We start from the raw sequence: 16,561 nt of genomic DNA, 5'->3' as shown, positions 1-16,561 counted from the left end.
TGTTTACATTATGAAGTTTTTAAATATTTTCATATTCGTCCTATTTTTTATGGGTTGCAATAATAAAAGCCAACAAAATAACGTAAATACATCGGGAAAGCAACAAATAAAGTCAGAAAAGATGCATGAAGTACTTGATTTTGAAAAAATAAAAAAACATATAGAACTACAAGAAAGAGTAGAATCTGATGAAAAAGAATATGATAACCCTTATGAACTTACTATAGAAGATTTAAAATTAACCTCAGATATTATTTATTCTGATTTGGCAGACAATGCTTATATCCAGCCAAAAAGTGAAGAGTTCAACGAAAAAATTAAAAAGATTTTTTCAGTTGATGACAAAGCTTTAAATAAATGCACCAGCATCGACAATAAAAATGGATATATTACATTGTTTGGTAATATGATGGATGGTAACCCAAAAACATTGGAGGAGAACAAATATGATCTTTACGCGGCAACTCAAAACATTTTCATCAATACAAATGGACGCTTTATACATCCTATGTTTTTATTAAAAGATTTAGGAGCTGTAAGCAACAACAATTCATTTAAAACTAAAATTCCTAGGTATGTTATTGCACGAAATATGTATCTGTTTAATGACAGTAAGCCTCAATACAAATGGCTTATTATTAATGATCAGCAATTCATGGAAAGTTTAGTCAAAACTTTTGGTTACACTCAAGATACAGATTTACTAAAGTGGGTTATAGAAAAAACAAGATTTGATAAAAATGATCCTCAGAATTATGGCAAATTGTTTTGGATAAAAAAATGTGACAGTAGTTTAAAACTTCATGCGAACACATTTAAAATACTTCAAAAATTATATCTACCAAAAGACCCTTCTGAAAATAGATTTATCTTAGACGACATACAAAGCTATCTTGAATATTTAGGTGAAAAAAGCGCAGAAAATAATTTAAATGAAGAGGAGAAAGTAAAAATAATGGCAAATCTTGCTTATTTTGCAGAACAATATAAATATAATTCATCTTATAACGATGGTTCCAGAATAATGGGCAGACTCAGATTTTTTCTTAATCAGGAGGATGTTAATATTTTGATAAAAAACAATTATTTCAGCCTTCCAAAGTTCAAAGAATGGTGGGACAATGCTGATTATGATGAATATTTTGTTGAGGAATGTGAATATAATGGTACATGTGGACCAGATAACAAGCCTATGAATATAACAGAATGGCGAAAGCAACATCCAAAGAAATAACACAAAAGCATAGCCAAACGGTTATGCTTTATTTATAAAATACAAACAATGGTAAAATATATTTTAATATTACTCGTATTTTAATTCAATGTACTGGACAAAAGAGATTTTCGGTGAATGTGTGACCTCTTGATCTATTGAAGAAATAAATTCACTTACCAATAAAATGGATATCAAAAAGCTATAAATACTTAAAAACATATTCTCAATCGCTATTATTTTCTTTCAGCTCTGAAGAAAAAATATTAGCTGATAAAGATATAAAACCTGTAACCCATAATCCAGAAAAGAAATATTTTCTGAAACTACCCACCCAAACCTTAAAATATACTTTAATTACTGCTATATACCCTATTACGTTTTTGTTTATACATCTCATTAATAATGCTTAAATTTGTAGAAAACCAAAACATATGTCAACAGCAGCAACAGCAAAAAATTCACAGTATCTTATTGACCTTGAAGACAAGCACGGAGCACACAATTATCACCCTCTTCCAGTAGTTCTTGACCGCGGAGAAGGTGTTTTTGTATGGGATGTGGAAGGTAAGAAATACTATGATTTTCTTTCAGCATATTCTGCTGTTAATCAAGGACATTCGCATCCTAAAATTGTATCTGCTCTAGTAAATCAGGCTCAGAAACTGGCACTTACTTCAAGAGCATTTTACAATTCAAAATTAGGAGAGTACGAGCAGAAAATTACTTCTCTTTTCGGATTTGATAAGGTTCTTCCTATGAATTCCGGAGCTGAAGCTGTTGAAACTGCCGTAAAATTAGCAAGAAAATGGAGCTATGAAGTAAAAGGGATTTCAGAAAATGCAGCCAAGATCATTGTTTGTGAAAATAATTTCCACGGAAGAACAACTACCATTGTTTCTTTCTCCAATGATCCCGATGCCAACCAGAACTATGGCCCTTTTACACCCGGATTCATAAAAATTCCTTACAACGATATTGCAGCATTGGAAGAAGTTCTGAACAGAGAAGCAGGAAACATTGCCGCATTCTTAGTAGAGCCTATTCAGGGTGAAGCCGGTGTGTATGTTCCGGACGAAGGTTTCCTGAAAAATGCCTCTGATTTATGTAAAAAACATAACGTTTTGTTTATTGCAGATGAGGTTCAGACCGGAATTGCAAGAACAGGACAATTAATCGCATGTCACCATGAAAATGTACAGCCGGATATTCTTATTTTAGGAAAAGCCCTTTCAGGGGGAATGTATCCCGTATCAGCCGTATTAGCCAATGACGATATCATGAATGTGATCAAGCCGGGACAGCACGGTTCAACATTTGGAGGAAATCCAATTGCCTGTGCAGTGGCAGTAGCAGCGCTTGATGTAGTTGCTGATGAAAAACTGTCTGAAAGAGCAGAACAACTGGGTCAGCTTTTCAGATCCGAAATTGAAAAGATCATCGAAAAAAATAGTCTTATTACCAAAGTAAGAGGAAAAGGCCTTTTAAATGCTATTTTAATTAATGACACTCCGGAAAGTTCAACAGCCTGGAATTTATGTCTGCAGTTAAAAGAAAACGGCCTCCTTGCAAAACCTACCCACGGAAACATTATCAGATTGGCACCGCCTTTGGTTATTACAGAAGAGCAGCTTTTAGACTGCGTAAAAATCATTGAAAAAACTATTACAGAATTTCATTAATGAAGTTATCAGTCTGTTATATTGTTTTAAATGGGGAAAGAATCATTGAGAAAAGCATCAGAAGCATCCATGAGATAGCTGATGAGATTATTGTCGTTGATTCTTTTTCCACAGACAAAACCGAAGAAATCTGTACCGGGTTTCCAAAGGTAAAATTTATAAGAAAAAAATTTCACGGCTTCGGCTGTCAGAAAAACTATACCCTGTCCGAAGCTTCAGGAGAATGGATCCTGTTTTTAGATTCCGATGAAGTTCCGGACGAAACGGCTATAAATGCCATTAAAGAGATTTTAAAAAGTTCAGATCCTTCTTTTAATGTATACGAGATCCATTTCAACAATATCCTATTGAAAAAAACCATTAAATATGGAGGCTGGGGAAATGTATGGAGAGAAAGATTCTTCAAAAAAGGGCACGGAAAATATACTGACGATCTGGTGCATGAATGTTTTATTACACAAGATAAAAAAGGGAAATTACCCGGAAATATTAATCATTACACTTACAAAAGTATTGCCCATCATATTGAGAAAATCAATAATTATACACAGCTGATGGCAGAAAAAAAGGTCTCCAACGGAAAATCAGTATCCATTCTCAAGATCATTTTTTCTCCTTTCTATGACTTCATGAAAACTTATTTTTTCAAGCTGGGTTTTTTGGATGGTCTCGCCGGATTTTACATATCTATTACTGGAGCATTCTACACTTTTCTGAAATATATAAAGATCAATGAGATCCTTAAATTCAAATAAGATTTTGGATTTAAAACAGAAGCAGCCAACTTCTATTTTACCGATGATCTCCTTCATCTGTTTTAAAAAATATTATAAGTTATAGATAGGTAATTAGTTTCTGTTTGTCCTTTTAACACCTTTATTCGGTATCTCTTTCTTTAATTTTGTAATCAGTTTCAGTCATTTACAATTCATTTTAATTTATTTTTAAGCTCATGCATTCAATATTTAATTAATTTTGAAAATTGTAACAGATGTCTTTTTATGTAGACTCATAGTAATAAATTAGTCAATATATAAAAATAACAGAATTATATAAACCATAAATAAATTTTATAGGTATACATCTTATAAAAACATATGGTTTAAAATTCAGATAACCATGCTCAAATTCGTCAAAAGGACACTCGGATTTTCAAAAACAGACAGTGTTCGTATTCTCATGTATCATAAAATTCTGCCCGAGAAAGAAATTCCAGGCAGAGACACGCTTACTGTGTCAGCAGAAAATCTGGAAAAGCAGCTTAAGTATATTAAAAGCAATTACAATACCTTATTCTTCAATGATCTGAATACCAACACACAGCTGAAACATAAACTGATTCTTACTTTTGATGATGGCTACCTCAACAACCTTCAGCATCTGATACCATTATTGGAGAAATATCAGCAAAAAGCTACGATCTTTATCCCAACCGGACTTATACAAAATAACCAGGAGGATACAAAGCGTGAAATGATGACATTTGATGAGATCAGATCCCTTAATCCAAAATATGTAGAGATTGCCCTTCACAGCCATTCCCACAGGAATTATTCCCAGATCTCCCTTCAGGAAGCAGCTGATGATATTCATGAAAATATCCGTACCCTGGAGGAAAAAGAGATTCCTTTTACAAAGGTACTCGCCTACCCTTACGGTAAGTTTCCTAAAAAAGGAGAACAGAAAAAGGAATTCTTTTCCATCCTTGAAAAGGCAGGAATTACCTCAGCAGTACGTATCGGTAATAATATAGCCTATTATCCGTGGAAGAATAAATTTGAAATCAAAAGGATTGATATCAAAGGAGATGATAGTTTCAGTACATTTAAATGGAAACTGAGACTCGGAAAGATCAAATTTTAATTCAGCAGTTCGCTGTAAAGCTTTTCATAAGCATCAGCCATCTCAAGATATCCGAACTTTATTGCCCTTTCTTTTAACCGTAAAGCATACTCTTCCGATTTAGAAGCATAAATCTGCATTCCGGATGCATAAACCTGCTGCATACGTTCTGCTGAAAAATTATCAAAGTAAAAAGCCAGATCTCCGCCAATTTCCGGAAGGCTCGTCAGTTTACTTAAAAAAACAGGCTTTCCAAAGTACATTGCTTCCACAGGAGGAATTCCAAAACCTTCTGCCAGTGAAGGATGACAATACGATTCACAATGTGCAAGAAGGAAATATTTTTCGGAATTATCAATATTTTCCATGATGTGTACCCTGTCTTCCAGTCCTAAAGTTTTAACTTTTTCCAGAAACTTCTCTTTATAATCAGACTTTGCAGACGAAGTTACCAGAACAAGATCCCTGTCGTTTTTTGCAATAAGGTCCAGCAGCACATTCTGATTTTTTTTCGGAAAAAGCACTCCGATATTTAAAATATATTTCTTCCCGATAAAATTGTATTTTTTGTCAGAATTTACTTCTGTGGTTTGGGGAAAGATCAGGCCGTTGTAGATTACTTCTACTCTCACATTAGTTTTAAGAGTAAAAAGCCCCTTGTTTTTAAGAAAATCTTCTTTTACAAATTCTGAAATACAAACTATGGCATCTGCATTTCCTATATTCTTCTGAACAACTTTAGTATATTTTCTTACTTTCTGCTCTGAGCTTCCATCATGAAGAAAATTAAGATCATGGAGCGTAACAACCTTTTTCTGCCCGTTTTTTACAGTATGAAAATATTTAGAAAGCTGGTGAGTTGTATGAATCAGGGCAAAAGACCGGGTATTGATCGAAATTTTCTTTTGCCAGAACTTCCAGTCAATGATATTAAACTTTTTTTTCGTCTCCGGAATATTTTTTTTTGGTCCATAAAAACTATACTCAAAATCAGAAGCTTTCTCGTCCAGACCCTTTATTAATGAAACACATACGTTGGCAATTCCCGACTTCGGGTACTTTAATCTTTCGGCATCAATAAGAATTTTCTTTTGCATTCCAGTCAGGGTTTTCATCAAAAATATAAATTTAATTATGAAATTTTTATTTTTGCAGTATGAAAATTTGTTTAATCAGCTTCGATTTCTGGCATTATGATGAACACATAGTGGAAAAACTGAGTGATAAAGGCATTGAGGCATGCCATATCAACATCGGAGCCTTTACCCATAAAAATACCGGAGAGCGTATAAAAAACACTTTCAGTAAGATTTTTCTGGGCAAAAACCCGAAATATCACAAAAGACAAAGTTTCATACTGGAATCTCTGGAAAAAATAGGACGACAGGACCAGATTCTGGTTATTAACCCAGAGGCTATTGACGAAAGTATTCACCAGAAGATCCGGGAATATGCAGACCGGAACATTGCCTATCTTTACGACAGCATGGCCAGAAACCCGGCAACACATCTTCTGCATTATTTCGATACGATATTTTCTTTTGACGATAATGATGTGAAAAATTTCGGATTCGAAAAAATTACCAATTATAATTATCTTGATCATATTCCTGCATCGCAGCAGCATCCGAAGCTGGACCTGTTCTACATCACATCTTATGATCAAAAAAGGCTTTCCGGGCTGAACTTACTGATCAACCGTCTATATCCGATGAAACTAAAATTCGAGGTATATATGGTGGGCAAAAAAGGCTGGAAAAATAAGCTGAACCAGATCATTGATCAAAAAAACATTCATATTTTAAAATTCGGAAGAAAAAAAATACCTCATCACGCACTACCGGCCTATTATAAAAATACGAAAGTGATTCTTGACCTGATGCGTGCAGACCAGACCGGACTAAGCTTCAGGATATTCGAAGCAATGGCTCTGGAAAAGAAAATTATTACAGATAATCCTACCATCAAAATGTATGATTTTTACAATCCAAATAATATTTTGGTGCTGGATAAGAATTTCCGTAATGTGAAAAAAGATTTTTTCAGTACTCCATACGAAAAGCTGCCTGAAGAAATTTATAATAAATATACTCTCGACCATTGGGTAAATACAGTATTTAAACTGAATTCATGAAAGAAATAAAAAATGTGCTTATTGTAACCAGAGAATACAAATCTTCCCGCACTCCTAAAGTAGGCGGTACAGGCGTTTTTTATAAAAATTTATGTGCAGAACTTGTAAAGAGAGGAATCTCGGTACGTGTGTTCCTGATCTCAAAATACACATTTGATGTAGAGGAAGACGGGGTAAAGATTCATTCCGTGAAAGATATTTTCAAAGCCAATCCTTTTCTTGAACTGCTAAGATCATCTACCGGAAAAGTAAAAGCTTTTGAACAGATTCATTTTAAAACCTATTTATCCGAGAAGAAAATCATATCGGATAAAATAAGTGCATGGATCAAAAAAAACAACTTTCATTTCGATATTGCAGAAACCCATGACTTTGATGGTCTGGCGCTTTCCATACCAAAAGATATCCCTTACGTGATCAGGTGCCACGGCTCCTGGTCTGTTCTGGAAAAATATTTCGGATATAAAAAAGTTCACAAAGGGCGGATCTTCTGTGAAAAAGCAGCTTTTAAAAGCTCAAAAAACATCATTACGATATCCAGATATAATGAATCGATCAATAAAAACCTGTTCGACATCAAAGAGCCGAAACTTATCTACAACGGGATTGATGAAAAATTCTACAAACCTGTAGAAAATGCGGAAATTATTCCCGAATCTGTCTTTTATTTAGGAAATGTCTCTTTTGAAAAAGGGGCAGAAACCCTGATCAATTCTTTTATTAAACTTAAAAAAAATTATCCGGAAGCATCCCTCCATTTCATTGGAAAGCCGAATCATTACCCTGACTATATAGCTGATATCCAAGATTCTGAAATCAAAAATTCGGTTTATTTTTATGGCAATAAATCCGGTCCTGAAATTGTAGACCTCATCAGCAAAGCAGAGGTAGTATGCTTCCCCTCTAAAGGTGAAAATTTTAGCTTATCTTTGCTCGAGGTAATGGCCATGCAGAAACCTGTTGTATGTTCTGCGATAGATTCATTTAAAGAGATCATCGAAGAGCCTGTAAATGGCCTCATTGCCAGGGAAGAAAACTTCCATGAAAAAATAAGTCTTATTTTTAAAGACGATGACCTAAGAAACAGACTATCAGTTAATGCAAGAAAATTAATAGAATTAAAATTCGGCATTGATAAAATGGTTGATGAAACCATACGTTATTACCAGGAGGTTAAATAGAAAATACACCTATGCATCATCTGAAATAATGACCGAACTTCTTAGTTCATCTTAAGTTTTAGAATATGAATGCTAAGGAACAAATTGAAAATTTAGAGAAACAGCTTAAAGCACTCAGAAAAAAATATTATATCAAATCTTTTTTCAGAAAAGCAAAAAGACTGGTAACAGATTTTTTACCGCTGGATTCTATACCATCAAAATATTGTACGGAAAGAATTAAGATTACTGAAAAACAGGAGTCAGAACTTTTTCTGCCCAAAACTTTTGATGCTCCACAGGTTTCTGTAAAAACGCCTAAAAATGCCATAGAGATTTTTGCTCTTCAAAATGTATTGTGCATTCCGAATTCCACTTATTTTTTAGATCTGAAAAAAGAAAAGATCTATTATGAAAAATGGCATGATGATGACAAGATCACCTATGTGTACAACACCAACAATCTGATGCAGCATTCAATAACTCTTGCCAAGGTAAAGAATTATAAGAATGTGTATTATGATGAGGAGGCGATTTTTCTGGGCGGAACTTTTACCTTCAACTATTATCATTTTCTGGTTGACATCCTTTCCAAAGTTGAGTTTTTCAAATATATTCCCGATGCAAAAAATAAGCTTATCGTTATAGATGAGGATATACAGAAGGTTGAAAATTTGAAAGACCTGTTAATGTTCTTTCTCAAAGATTATAAAATTGTATTCCTCAGCCACGAAAAAAATTATTACCAGTTTAAAAAGCTGTGGCACATCACAAGCAATAATTATGCAGTCCCGAATATCATGCCGGGTATGAAGTATGAAGCTGGATTTGCCAAATTATCAAAATCTTCCCTTCAATATCTCAGAAAAACAGCTTTTGATAACTTAGATCTTACCAAAGTTCATATTCAGCCCGTTAAAAAAATATTTATTTCCAGAAGATCCCAGTACAGAAAATATAATGACGAAGAAATCCTGGAAGTTGCAAAAAAACATGGATTTGAAGAAGTTTTCTTTGAAGACCTGAATATTCATGAGCAAATCTATATGGTAAACAACGCTGATTATATGATAGGCCCCAGCGGTGCAGCCTGGACGAATGGGCTGTTTGCTAATGCAGACGCAAAAGGTTTAAGCTGGTTCAGCTCTATCTGGGGAGATTTCGCTATTTTTTCTACGCTAGCCAAAGAAGTAGGTTTTGATCTTTATTTTTATATTTATCCTCAGGATCATGAAGGTTTTCATGAAGATTACAGACTGGATCCTGAAGTTTTCAGTCAATATCTGGATAAACTAATCAATATACCAAAAGAAGCAGATTAAACACACGATAATTACAAAATATGAATTCAGTACCGGCTTATAATAAAAAACAGATTTTCTCCTACGGAATATTATTTTTATCAGGTTTGTATTTTGCTTTCATAAGTGTTTATTCCATTAACCAGGTTGATTTAGGCTTTCAGCTGTCTGCAGTAGGAAGGTTAAAAGCCGGACAGGTTATTTACAAGGATTTCGATTTTATCCGTCCTTTTTTTGGAGTTATCTTCTGGGATTACCTTCTAAAGTTTATTCCGCTGCAGTTTGATTATTCAATTCTCATTTCCAGGATTCTTGTTATTATAGAAAGCTTTATCATCTGCCATGTTATACAGAAGCTGATTTTTGAAAGGAAGGATCTGCAGACTACTGTATTTCTGGTATTATGTTTTCTCCATACTTTTCCGGTCATGCCATGGCATACCATAGATGGAATTTTCTTTTCTGTACTTGCTTTATTATTTTATAAAAAAAAATGGTATCTCAGCTCACTCCTCTTTATTGTATTTGCCTCACTTACCAAACAGTCATTTATTATTTTCGGGCTGGGTGCATCTGTCATTATCCTGATTGATCTGTTTAAAAAATTTGTGATTACAAAAAAGGATTTATACGTTTTTATTCCTTCTTTTTTATTTTTAGTTGCCATACTGTTTCAGTATCGGATTATTGAAAATTTCAACTTATTTGTGGAGCAGGTTTTACAATCTGCATCACCATCATATCTTTATGAAGGCTGTATAGCTCCCTACTTTTCTTTTGAAAAAAATTTTCACACTATAATCTATATTCTTTTACTGATCCTGATCTATTTTATAAAAATTAATAAAAATATAGTTGAAACAGTATTACTGGTTGTATTGCCCATTTTCATCATATCTCCTTTTTTTAATGACGGACAATTCAAAGGAGCCTATGTTTTATATGTTCTCTTATTCATCCTGTTTCTAAAGTATGAAAGGCAGAATAAATTTATATTTTTACTTCTGTTTCTCGGATGGTGTTCTTCTATTTCCTGGGGATATAATACACCGGCTTTTTTTATTTTGATTCTTCTTTATAAATTCATAGAAAAGCAAGACAGGTTTTTCTTCCTTTTATGGGGAATCGTATTAACCGTTTTTTCGCTCTACAGAAGCAAGTATCCGTACTCTTCAGAAAGCCTTTCATCTAAACACCTCTTTATTAAAAACGTTCCGGCAGTTTCAGGATTACTGGTTTCGGAAAAAGAATATTCGTATATCTTGGAGGCACAACAGATTCATAGCATACACAAAGATGTTATTTTCCTGCCTGCTTCCCCTCTTCTGGATATTATTAATTTAAGTTTTTTAAACCGTGCATCATGGGAGATTGATGTTGAATATCCAAGCTGGAAATCTGATCTGCAAAAATTAAAGACAAATACAATCGCTGTAGATAACGAACTTCTTCCTTATTATAAAGAAGGTTTCTTTGTCAGTTCAATGACTCTTGAACTTATAAAACAGAAAAAAGTAATTAAGAAGACAAAATACTTTACAATTTACGGCAATTAAATTCATCCTATCTAAAATCAGTATCTTTAAACAATGAATACTCCCCCGCTTGTAAGCCTTATCATCATCACCATGAACCATGAGCAGTTCATTGAGCAGGCTTGCACATCCGCTATTTCGCAGACTTACCCTAATTATGAGATTATTTTTTTAGATAATGCTTCCAAAGACAATACATTTGAAAATGCTGAGAAGGTCCTTTCAAAGTTTGGCCGGCATTACAAAATGATCAGGAATACAGAAAGTTTTGGTGTGGCAAAGAATATTAACATTGCTGTTTCGCATGCGTCAGGAGAATATATTTCTCTTCTTTCAGGGGATGACTGGTATACGGAAGACAGTATTGCGGAGAAAGTATCCTATATCCAGAAGAATCCTGTAGATTTTATCCTTTCAGACGGTTACAAATACTATCAGTCTGAAGATAAAATGACAGATGCCTATACCCAAAAAGACAAAAAAGAGATCATAGATACCCTTGACAATTTTTTCCATGAAAATGTTTCCGAAAACAAAACAGCCAATGTAGGAACATTTGTAAAAAAAGAGATTCTGGTACAATATCCGTTTGATGAAAATATCAACACCGAAGATTGGGACATGAATCTAAGGTTGACCTCAAAAGGGTATAAAATAGGATTCATCGACAAAAAACTATTTTATTACAGAATACTTTCCACCAGCCTTTCGAGAAACTGGAAACTGATGAAAGACTCTTATGAAAAGGTTACCGATAAATATATCGATTATATAAAAGCCGATCAGGAACTTTATAAAAAATACAGGCTTAAGCTTATCCATTTCAAATATGAGATTCTTTTATCAGAAACGGATTCAGAATCCGAAAAAGAAAGACTGCGAACAGAATGGAAAAAAGAAAAATACAGAGTCAAGTACAAAAATCCTGTCCTGTTCTTTAAACTGCTGATGCTTAAAAAATAAATAAAAAGGATGGAGTCATTTTCGACTTTATCCTTTTTTAATCTTTGAAATAAAAAAAGCCGATAACAGAACTGTAAATAATCCTTAAAACATATAATTTTAAGTAAATTTGCACAAAATTTTTATTGAAATGGAGAAAGTAAGAGTCCGTTTTGCTCCAAGTCCTACAGGACCTTTGCATTTGGGAGGCGTAAGAACCGCATTATATGATTATCTTTTTGCCAAAAACCAGGGTGGTGAATTTGTACTTCGTATTGAAGATACAGATACGGCAAGATATGTGGAAGGAGCTGAAGAATATATCGAAGAAGCTTTAGAATGGTGCGGAATCATTCCTGATGAAAGTCCTAAGAAAGGAGGAAAATTTGCCCCTTACAGACAGTCCGAAAGAAGAGATATCTATGACAGATACACAGAGCAGATCCTGAAAACAGATTATGCCTACATCGCTTTCGATACCCCTGAAGAGCTGGATGCCATCCGTGCTGAGTTTGAAGCCAACGGAGAGGTTTTCTCTTATGATAACAAAACCAGAAACCGACTGAGAAACAGTGTTGCACTTTCTGAAGAAGAGGTTCAGAAACTACTGGATGAAAAGACCCCTTATGTAGTAAGATTCAAAATGCCGGTGGACAGAACCCTGAATCTTGAAGATATCATCCGTGGACATTCGTCTGTGAATACCAATACATTGGACGATAAAGTTCTTGTAAAGAACGATGGAATGCCTACTTACCATTTTGCCAACATCATTGATGACCACGAAATGGAAATTTCCCACGTAATCCGTGGAGAAGAATGGCTGCCGTCTTTAGGACTTCACACTTTACTATACGAAGCAATGAGCTGGGAAGCGCCTCAGTTTGCCCACCTTTCCCTGATTTTAAAGCCGGATGTATCAACTTTAATTAATAAAGATAATATCGACAGCATTACAAAATCTTTTACAGAAGAATTTGTATTGAAAAACAGCCAGTTTTCTTTCGATGAATCAGCAGAGCTTATCAAATCATTCTTTGCAGAGGTAAAAAGCCCGAGATTCAAATCTATGTTGGGAGAAAATGACAAGGATAATCCGTTAACTGCTTCTGTAAAACAGTTTTTAAAGAAGGGGCTTTCCGGAAAATTAAGCAAAAGAGATGGTGATAAATTTGGGTTCCCTGTATTCCCGCTGGATTTTAAAGACCCTGCAACGGGAGCTGTTTCCAAAGGATATAGAGAAAACGGATACCTTCCTGATGCATTCATCAATATGGTAGCCTTGCTGGGATGGTCTCCTGCAGATGATAAAGAAGTTCTGTCTCTGGAAGAAATGGCGAAAGAATTCGATCTTCATAAAGTACATAAGGCAGGTGCTAGATTCAGTAAAGAAAAATCTGAATGGTTCAATCATCAGTATATCCAGATGAAGTCGGATGACGAACTTCTTCAGATGCTTAAGAATACAAATTTTAACCTTTCCGGTGTTTCTGATGAAAAACTGGTCAAGATCATTGGCCTGATGAAAGAAAGAGCAACTTTTCCTAAAGACATTTACGAAAACGGAAAATTTTTCTTTGAAGCTCCTGTTTCATATGATGAGAAAGCATCGAAAAAAGCATGGAACGATGAAACGTCTGCTATTTTAGGTGAATTGGCAGAAAACCTTACCACTATTGAATTTACCTCAGAAATACTGAAGCAGGAAGTCCATGATTTTGTGGAAAACAAAGGCCTGGGGATGGGAAAAGTGATGATGCCGCTTCGTTTGTCTCTGGTAGGAGAACTGAAAGGCCCGGACGTTCCGGATATCATGGAACTGATTGGAAAAGAGGAAACTATCTCCCGAATAAACAATGCTATCAATAATTTTAAATAGTTTTTCATAATTTTTCATAAATTTGAAAGATTTAATTTACTTCAAGAAATGGAATATTTAAGTTTCGAACTTCCTATAAAAGATCTGATGGATCAACTTCAGACTTGTTCTTTAGTAGGAGAAGAAAGTGGTGTTGATGTAAAATTAGCATGCAGCCAGATTGAGGATAAGATTTTGGAAAAGAAAAAAGAAATCTACGGAAACCTTACCCCTTGGCAGAGAGTACAACTATCCCGTCATCCTGATCGTCCTTATACAATTGACTATATCAACGGAATGGTAGATAAAGGAAGTTTTCTGGAACTTCACGGAGACAGAAATTTCGCAGATGACCCTGCAATGATTGGCGGACTGGCTACATTGGACGGTCAGAAAGTAATGATCATAGGAACCCAGAAAGGGAGAACTACCAAAGAAAGACAATACAGAAGATTCGGAATGCCGAACCCTGAAGGATACAGAAAAGCTTTAAGACTAATGAAGCTTGCTGAAAAATTCAATATTCCTGTAGTAACTTTAGTAGACACACCGGGAGCTTATCCGGGATTAGAAGCTGAAGAAAGAGGCCAGGGTGAAGCTATTGCAAGGAATATTTTTGAAATGGTTCAGCTTAAAACTCCTATTTTCACTTATATCATCGGTGAAGGAGCGAGTGGCGGAGCTTTGGGAATAGGTGTAGGAAACAAAGTATACATGCTTGAAAATACATGGTATACCGTAATTGCACCGGAAAGCTGCTCTTCCATCTTATGGAGAAACTGGGATCACAAAGAAGATGCAGCCAATGCATTGAACCTTACTCCAAAAGATGCTTTAAGAGAAAAATTCATTGACGGTATTATTGAAGAACCGCTTGGAGGTGCTCAATATGATCCGGAAGCAGCTTATCTGAATCTGAAACATTCGATTTTACAGAATATCAAAGCTTTTTCAAAGTTCTCAGGACAGGAACTTGAAACCCAAAGACAAGAGAAATTCATTGCAATGGGACAGTTTAAAGGATAAAAAAATAAACGGTTAAGAAAATTTCTTAACCGTTTTTATTTATAGTACTTCTTAATTACATTATTTAGTCGTCCGCTACGTTGAGCGCAATCTCAATATCCTGGGTAACTTTTTTGATTGAAGAGTATTTTGCATCACATACCATGGTAGTCAGTACATACTCTCCCTTATCTATCAGAATAAAATTCTGTCCTTTTGCCGGAACAGTTAAATTATAATATTTCTTTCCGCTTATCTTTATAACCAGATTACAGCTCGATCTGTTCTTGATATTAACATAAGCTTCATTTTTATTCATATCATTATTGAAAAGATGGGTAAGCATTGCCGCAGTTTTTTTATTGGCTTCACTAGGCTCTGACTTGGCAACACCGGCAGTCTTGTTTGAACTTGTTGAAGCATAGCTTGCAAGTCTCTCTTCTTTCAAGGCATTGATAGCATCATTCACTTTGTCCGTGTTCTTGGCACTATTTTCAGCAGATGTTTTATTGGCAGCTGCCACTTTACCGCTGTTCAGCTCATTATTCTGAACAATTTTTTCAATTTTTTCTTTACTGATCGGCTTGATGGTAGGTTTGGCTTCAGGAGAATTATCAGCCATAATCATATCAATCAGTTTTCTTTTAAAATAATCTGTTTTGGCGTGTCCGGGATTTTGTTTCAGGAAGCCTGCAATTACCCTTGCTTCTTTCGAAGCCTCAGCATCCTGTTCTGTATAGATGATTACTGTTTCTTTTTCTACTACAGCCTTGGATTTCGATTTCTTCTTTTTTTGGGAGAAACCTAAGGCAAAAATGCATAGAAATATAAGCAGAAAGTTTTTTTTCATTAATCAAGTCTTTAAAATAGTATTAAATATATCAATAACGTGAAAAGTCATTTTTTAGTTTATCATTAAAATCATTATCTTTGCACTGCTTTAAAATTAAGCTAAAAATTAATACTAATCTTAAATAAAAAAATAATAGATATTATGTCTTATACACCAGCTGCTGCAGACGTAGCAAAATTAAGAAACCAAACAGGTGCAGGTATGATGGACTGCAAGAAAGCTCTAGTTGAAGCAGAAGGAGACTTCGAAAAAGCTGTAGATATCCTTAGAAAAAAAGGACAGAAAGTAGCTGCAAACAGAGCTGACAGAGAATCTTCTGAAGGTGCAGTAATTGCAAGAGTAAACGAAGATAACACTTTAGGTGTTGTAATTTCTTTGAACTGCGAAACTGACTTCGTTGCTAAAAACGAAGCTTTCATCGAGCTTGCTTATGAATTGGCTGAAATGGCTATTTTCGCTGCTACTAAAGAAGAGCTTTTAGCTACAGATTTCCACGGACTTACTGTTGCTGATAAATTAATCGAGCAAACAGGAGTTATCGGTGAGAAAATCGAGATCGGAGCATTCGAGAGAATCGAAGGACCTTACCTGGGAGCTTACATCCATGCTGGAAACAAAATCGCTGCTATCACTGCACTTTCTGCTAAAGTAGACGGAGCTGATGAGGCTGCTAAAGCTGTTTCTATGCAGGCTGCTGCAATGAACCCTATCGCTCTTGACGAAACTAGGGTTTCTCAGGAAACTATCGATAAAGAATTGGAAATCGAAAGACATAAACTTACTGAAGAAGGTAAGCCTGCAAACATTATCGACAATATCCTTAAAGGTAAAATGCAGAGATTCTACAAAGACAACACTTTGGTACACCAGGATTTCATCAAAGACAGCTCTATTTCTGTTGCTGACTATGTAAAATCTGTAAATGCAGACCTTAAAGTAACAGGATTTGTAAGAGTAAGCTTAGCTTAATCATCTTTCAAAGAATAATACAATCCCGGTGAAAATTTCACCGGGATTTTTTATTTATTAATATCAA

Annotated in this window: 14 protein-coding genes; 12 read left to right on the top strand and 2 right to left on the bottom strand. The window is 34.8% G+C overall.

Going from position 1 to position 16,561, the window contains the following annotated elements:
- The first annotated feature begins 10 nt into the window (after positions 1-10).
- From ACQWU4_RS17305 to ACQWU4_RS17290, 4 genes are all read left to right on the top strand, one after another.
- A complete protein-coding gene (locus ACQWU4_RS17305) occupies positions 11-1,234 on the top strand; it encodes a hypothetical protein (protein WP_429937016.1) in 1,224 nt (407 codons plus the stop codon).
- A gap of 413 nt (positions 1,235-1,647) precedes the next feature.
- Entirely contained in the window at positions 1,648-2,895 is a 1,248-nt protein-coding gene (gene rocD, locus ACQWU4_RS17300) for an ornithine--oxo-acid transaminase (RefSeq protein WP_429937015.1), read from the top strand.
- The gene (locus tag ACQWU4_RS17295) at positions 2,895-3,650 is read left to right on the top strand and encodes a glycosyltransferase family 2 protein (RefSeq protein ID WP_429937014.1); all 756 of its coding nucleotides are present in this window, start codon (positions 2,895-2,897) and stop codon (positions 3,648-3,650) included. Before rocD ends, ACQWU4_RS17295 begins: the two co-directional genes overlap by 1 nt.
- A gap of 364 nt (positions 3,651-4,014) precedes the next feature.
- A complete protein-coding gene (locus ACQWU4_RS17290; RefSeq protein ID WP_429937013.1) occupies positions 4,015-4,758 on the top strand; it encodes a polysaccharide deacetylase family protein in 744 nt (247 codons plus the stop codon).
- Here the strand turns inward: ACQWU4_RS17290 and ACQWU4_RS17285 are convergent.
- A complete protein-coding gene (locus ACQWU4_RS17285) occupies positions 4,755-5,852 on the bottom strand; it encodes a glycosyltransferase family 4 protein (protein ID WP_429937012.1) in 1,098 nt (365 codons plus the stop codon). The two genes, ACQWU4_RS17290 and ACQWU4_RS17285, sit on opposite strands and share 4 nt — an antisense overlap.
- 41 nt (positions 5,853-5,893) lie before the next feature.
- On the opposite strand from ACQWU4_RS17285, the gene ACQWU4_RS17280 reads away from it, so the two are divergent.
- The 7 genes from ACQWU4_RS17280 (at position 5,894) to ACQWU4_RS17250 (ending at position 14,693) form a co-directional block, all read left to right on the top strand.
- Positions 5,894-6,871, top strand: a complete 978-nt coding sequence (locus tag ACQWU4_RS17280; RefSeq protein WP_429937011.1) for a glycosyltransferase family protein — start codon at positions 5,894-5,896, stop codon at positions 6,869-6,871.
- Entirely contained in the window at positions 6,868-8,052 is a 1,185-nt protein-coding gene (locus ACQWU4_RS17275; protein ID WP_429937010.1) for a glycosyltransferase family 4 protein, read from the top strand. Before ACQWU4_RS17280 ends, ACQWU4_RS17275 begins: the two co-directional genes overlap by 4 nt.
- Before the next feature lie 65 nt (positions 8,053-8,117).
- Positions 8,118-9,353: a glycosyltransferase family 61 protein gene (locus ACQWU4_RS17270; RefSeq protein ID WP_429937009.1), complete on the top strand. Its 1,236-nt coding sequence runs from the start codon at positions 8,118-8,120 to the stop codon at positions 9,351-9,353.
- Between the two features lie 20 nt (positions 9,354-9,373).
- Complete coding sequence (locus tag ACQWU4_RS17265; protein WP_429937008.1) at positions 9,374-10,888, top strand: hypothetical protein; 1,515 nt, start codon at positions 9,374-9,376, stop codon at positions 10,886-10,888.
- Positions 10,889-10,921: 33 nt separating this feature from the next.
- Positions 10,922-11,830: a glycosyltransferase family 2 protein gene (locus tag ACQWU4_RS17260; protein ID WP_429937007.1), complete on the top strand. Its 909-nt coding sequence runs from the start codon at positions 10,922-10,924 to the stop codon at positions 11,828-11,830.
- A gap of 130 nt (positions 11,831-11,960) precedes the next feature.
- Complete coding sequence (gene gltX / locus ACQWU4_RS17255) at positions 11,961-13,688, top strand: glutamate--tRNA ligase (RefSeq protein ID WP_429937006.1); 1,728 nt, start codon at positions 11,961-11,963, stop codon at positions 13,686-13,688.
- 48 nt (positions 13,689-13,736) lie between these two features.
- Complete coding sequence (locus tag ACQWU4_RS17250; protein ID WP_429937005.1) at positions 13,737-14,693, top strand: acetyl-CoA carboxylase carboxyltransferase subunit alpha; 957 nt, start codon at positions 13,737-13,739, stop codon at positions 14,691-14,693.
- Positions 14,694-14,757: 64 nt separating this feature from the next.
- Here the strand turns inward: ACQWU4_RS17250 and ACQWU4_RS17245 are convergent, their stop codons facing one another.
- Positions 14,758-15,522 carry a DUF6759 domain-containing protein gene (locus tag ACQWU4_RS17245; RefSeq protein WP_429937004.1) on the bottom strand — a complete coding sequence of 255 codons (765 nt, stop codon included), beginning with the start codon at positions 15,520-15,522 and terminating at the stop codon, positions 14,758-14,760.
- 144 nt (positions 15,523-15,666) lie between these two features.
- On the opposite strand from ACQWU4_RS17245, the gene tsf reads away from it, so the two are divergent.
- Complete coding sequence (tsf, locus tag ACQWU4_RS17240; protein ID WP_429937003.1) at positions 15,667-16,494, top strand: translation elongation factor Ts; 828 nt, start codon at positions 15,667-15,669, stop codon at positions 16,492-16,494.
- The last annotated feature ends 67 nt before the right edge of the window (positions 16,495-16,561 follow it).

Source organism: Chryseobacterium sp. MIQD13, from assembly GCF_050496705.1.
Classification (GTDB): Bacteria; Bacteroidota; Bacteroidia; order Flavobacteriales; family Weeksellaceae; genus Chryseobacterium.
The sequence above is the reverse complement of the archived record's forward strand: the minus strand, read 5'-3'. Positions and strand labels throughout refer to the sequence as shown.

Excerpts from the sequence above, each read along its gene's own strand:
- gltX (WP_429937006.1), top strand. The coding sequence starts at position 11,961 with ATGGAGAAAGTAAGAGTCCGTTTTGCTCCAAGTCCTACAGGACCTTTG.
- ACQWU4_RS17285 (WP_429937012.1), bottom strand. The coding sequence starts at position 5,852 with ATGAAAACCCTGACTGGAATGCAAAAGAAAATTCTTATTGATGCCGAA.
- ACQWU4_RS17280 (WP_429937011.1), top strand. The coding sequence starts at position 5,894 with ATGAAAATTTGTTTAATCAGCTTCGATTTCTGGCATTATGATGAACAC.
- ACQWU4_RS17305 (WP_429937016.1), top strand. The coding sequence starts at position 11 with ATGAAGTTTTTAAATATTTTCATATTCGTCCTATTTTTTATGGGTTGC.
- ACQWU4_RS17250 (WP_429937005.1), top strand. The coding sequence starts at position 13,737 with ATGGAATATTTAAGTTTCGAACTTCCTATAAAAGATCTGATGGATCAA.
- ACQWU4_RS17260 (WP_429937007.1), top strand. The coding sequence starts at position 10,922 with ATGAATACTCCCCCGCTTGTAAGCCTTATCATCATCACCATGAACCAT.
- ACQWU4_RS17265 (WP_429937008.1), top strand. The coding sequence starts at position 9,374 with ATGAATTCAGTACCGGCTTATAATAAAAAACAGATTTTCTCCTACGGA.
- ACQWU4_RS17270 (WP_429937009.1), top strand. The coding sequence starts at position 8,118 with ATGAATGCTAAGGAACAAATTGAAAATTTAGAGAAACAGCTTAAAGCA.
- tsf (WP_429937003.1), top strand. The coding sequence starts at position 15,667 with ATGTCTTATACACCAGCTGCTGCAGACGTAGCAAAATTAAGAAACCAA.
- ACQWU4_RS17275 (WP_429937010.1), top strand. The coding sequence starts at position 6,868 with ATGAAAGAAATAAAAAATGTGCTTATTGTAACCAGAGAATACAAATCT.
- ACQWU4_RS17245 (WP_429937004.1), bottom strand. The coding sequence starts at position 15,522 with ATGAAAAAAAACTTTCTGCTTATATTTCTATGCATTTTTGCCTTAGGT.
- ACQWU4_RS17290 (WP_429937013.1), top strand. The coding sequence starts at position 4,015 with ATGCTCAAATTCGTCAAAAGGACACTCGGATTTTCAAAAACAGACAGT.
- ACQWU4_RS17295 (WP_429937014.1), top strand. The coding sequence starts at position 2,895 with ATGAAGTTATCAGTCTGTTATATTGTTTTAAATGGGGAAAGAATCATT.
- rocD (WP_429937015.1), top strand. The coding sequence starts at position 1,648 with ATGTCAACAGCAGCAACAGCAAAAAATTCACAGTATCTTATTGACCTT.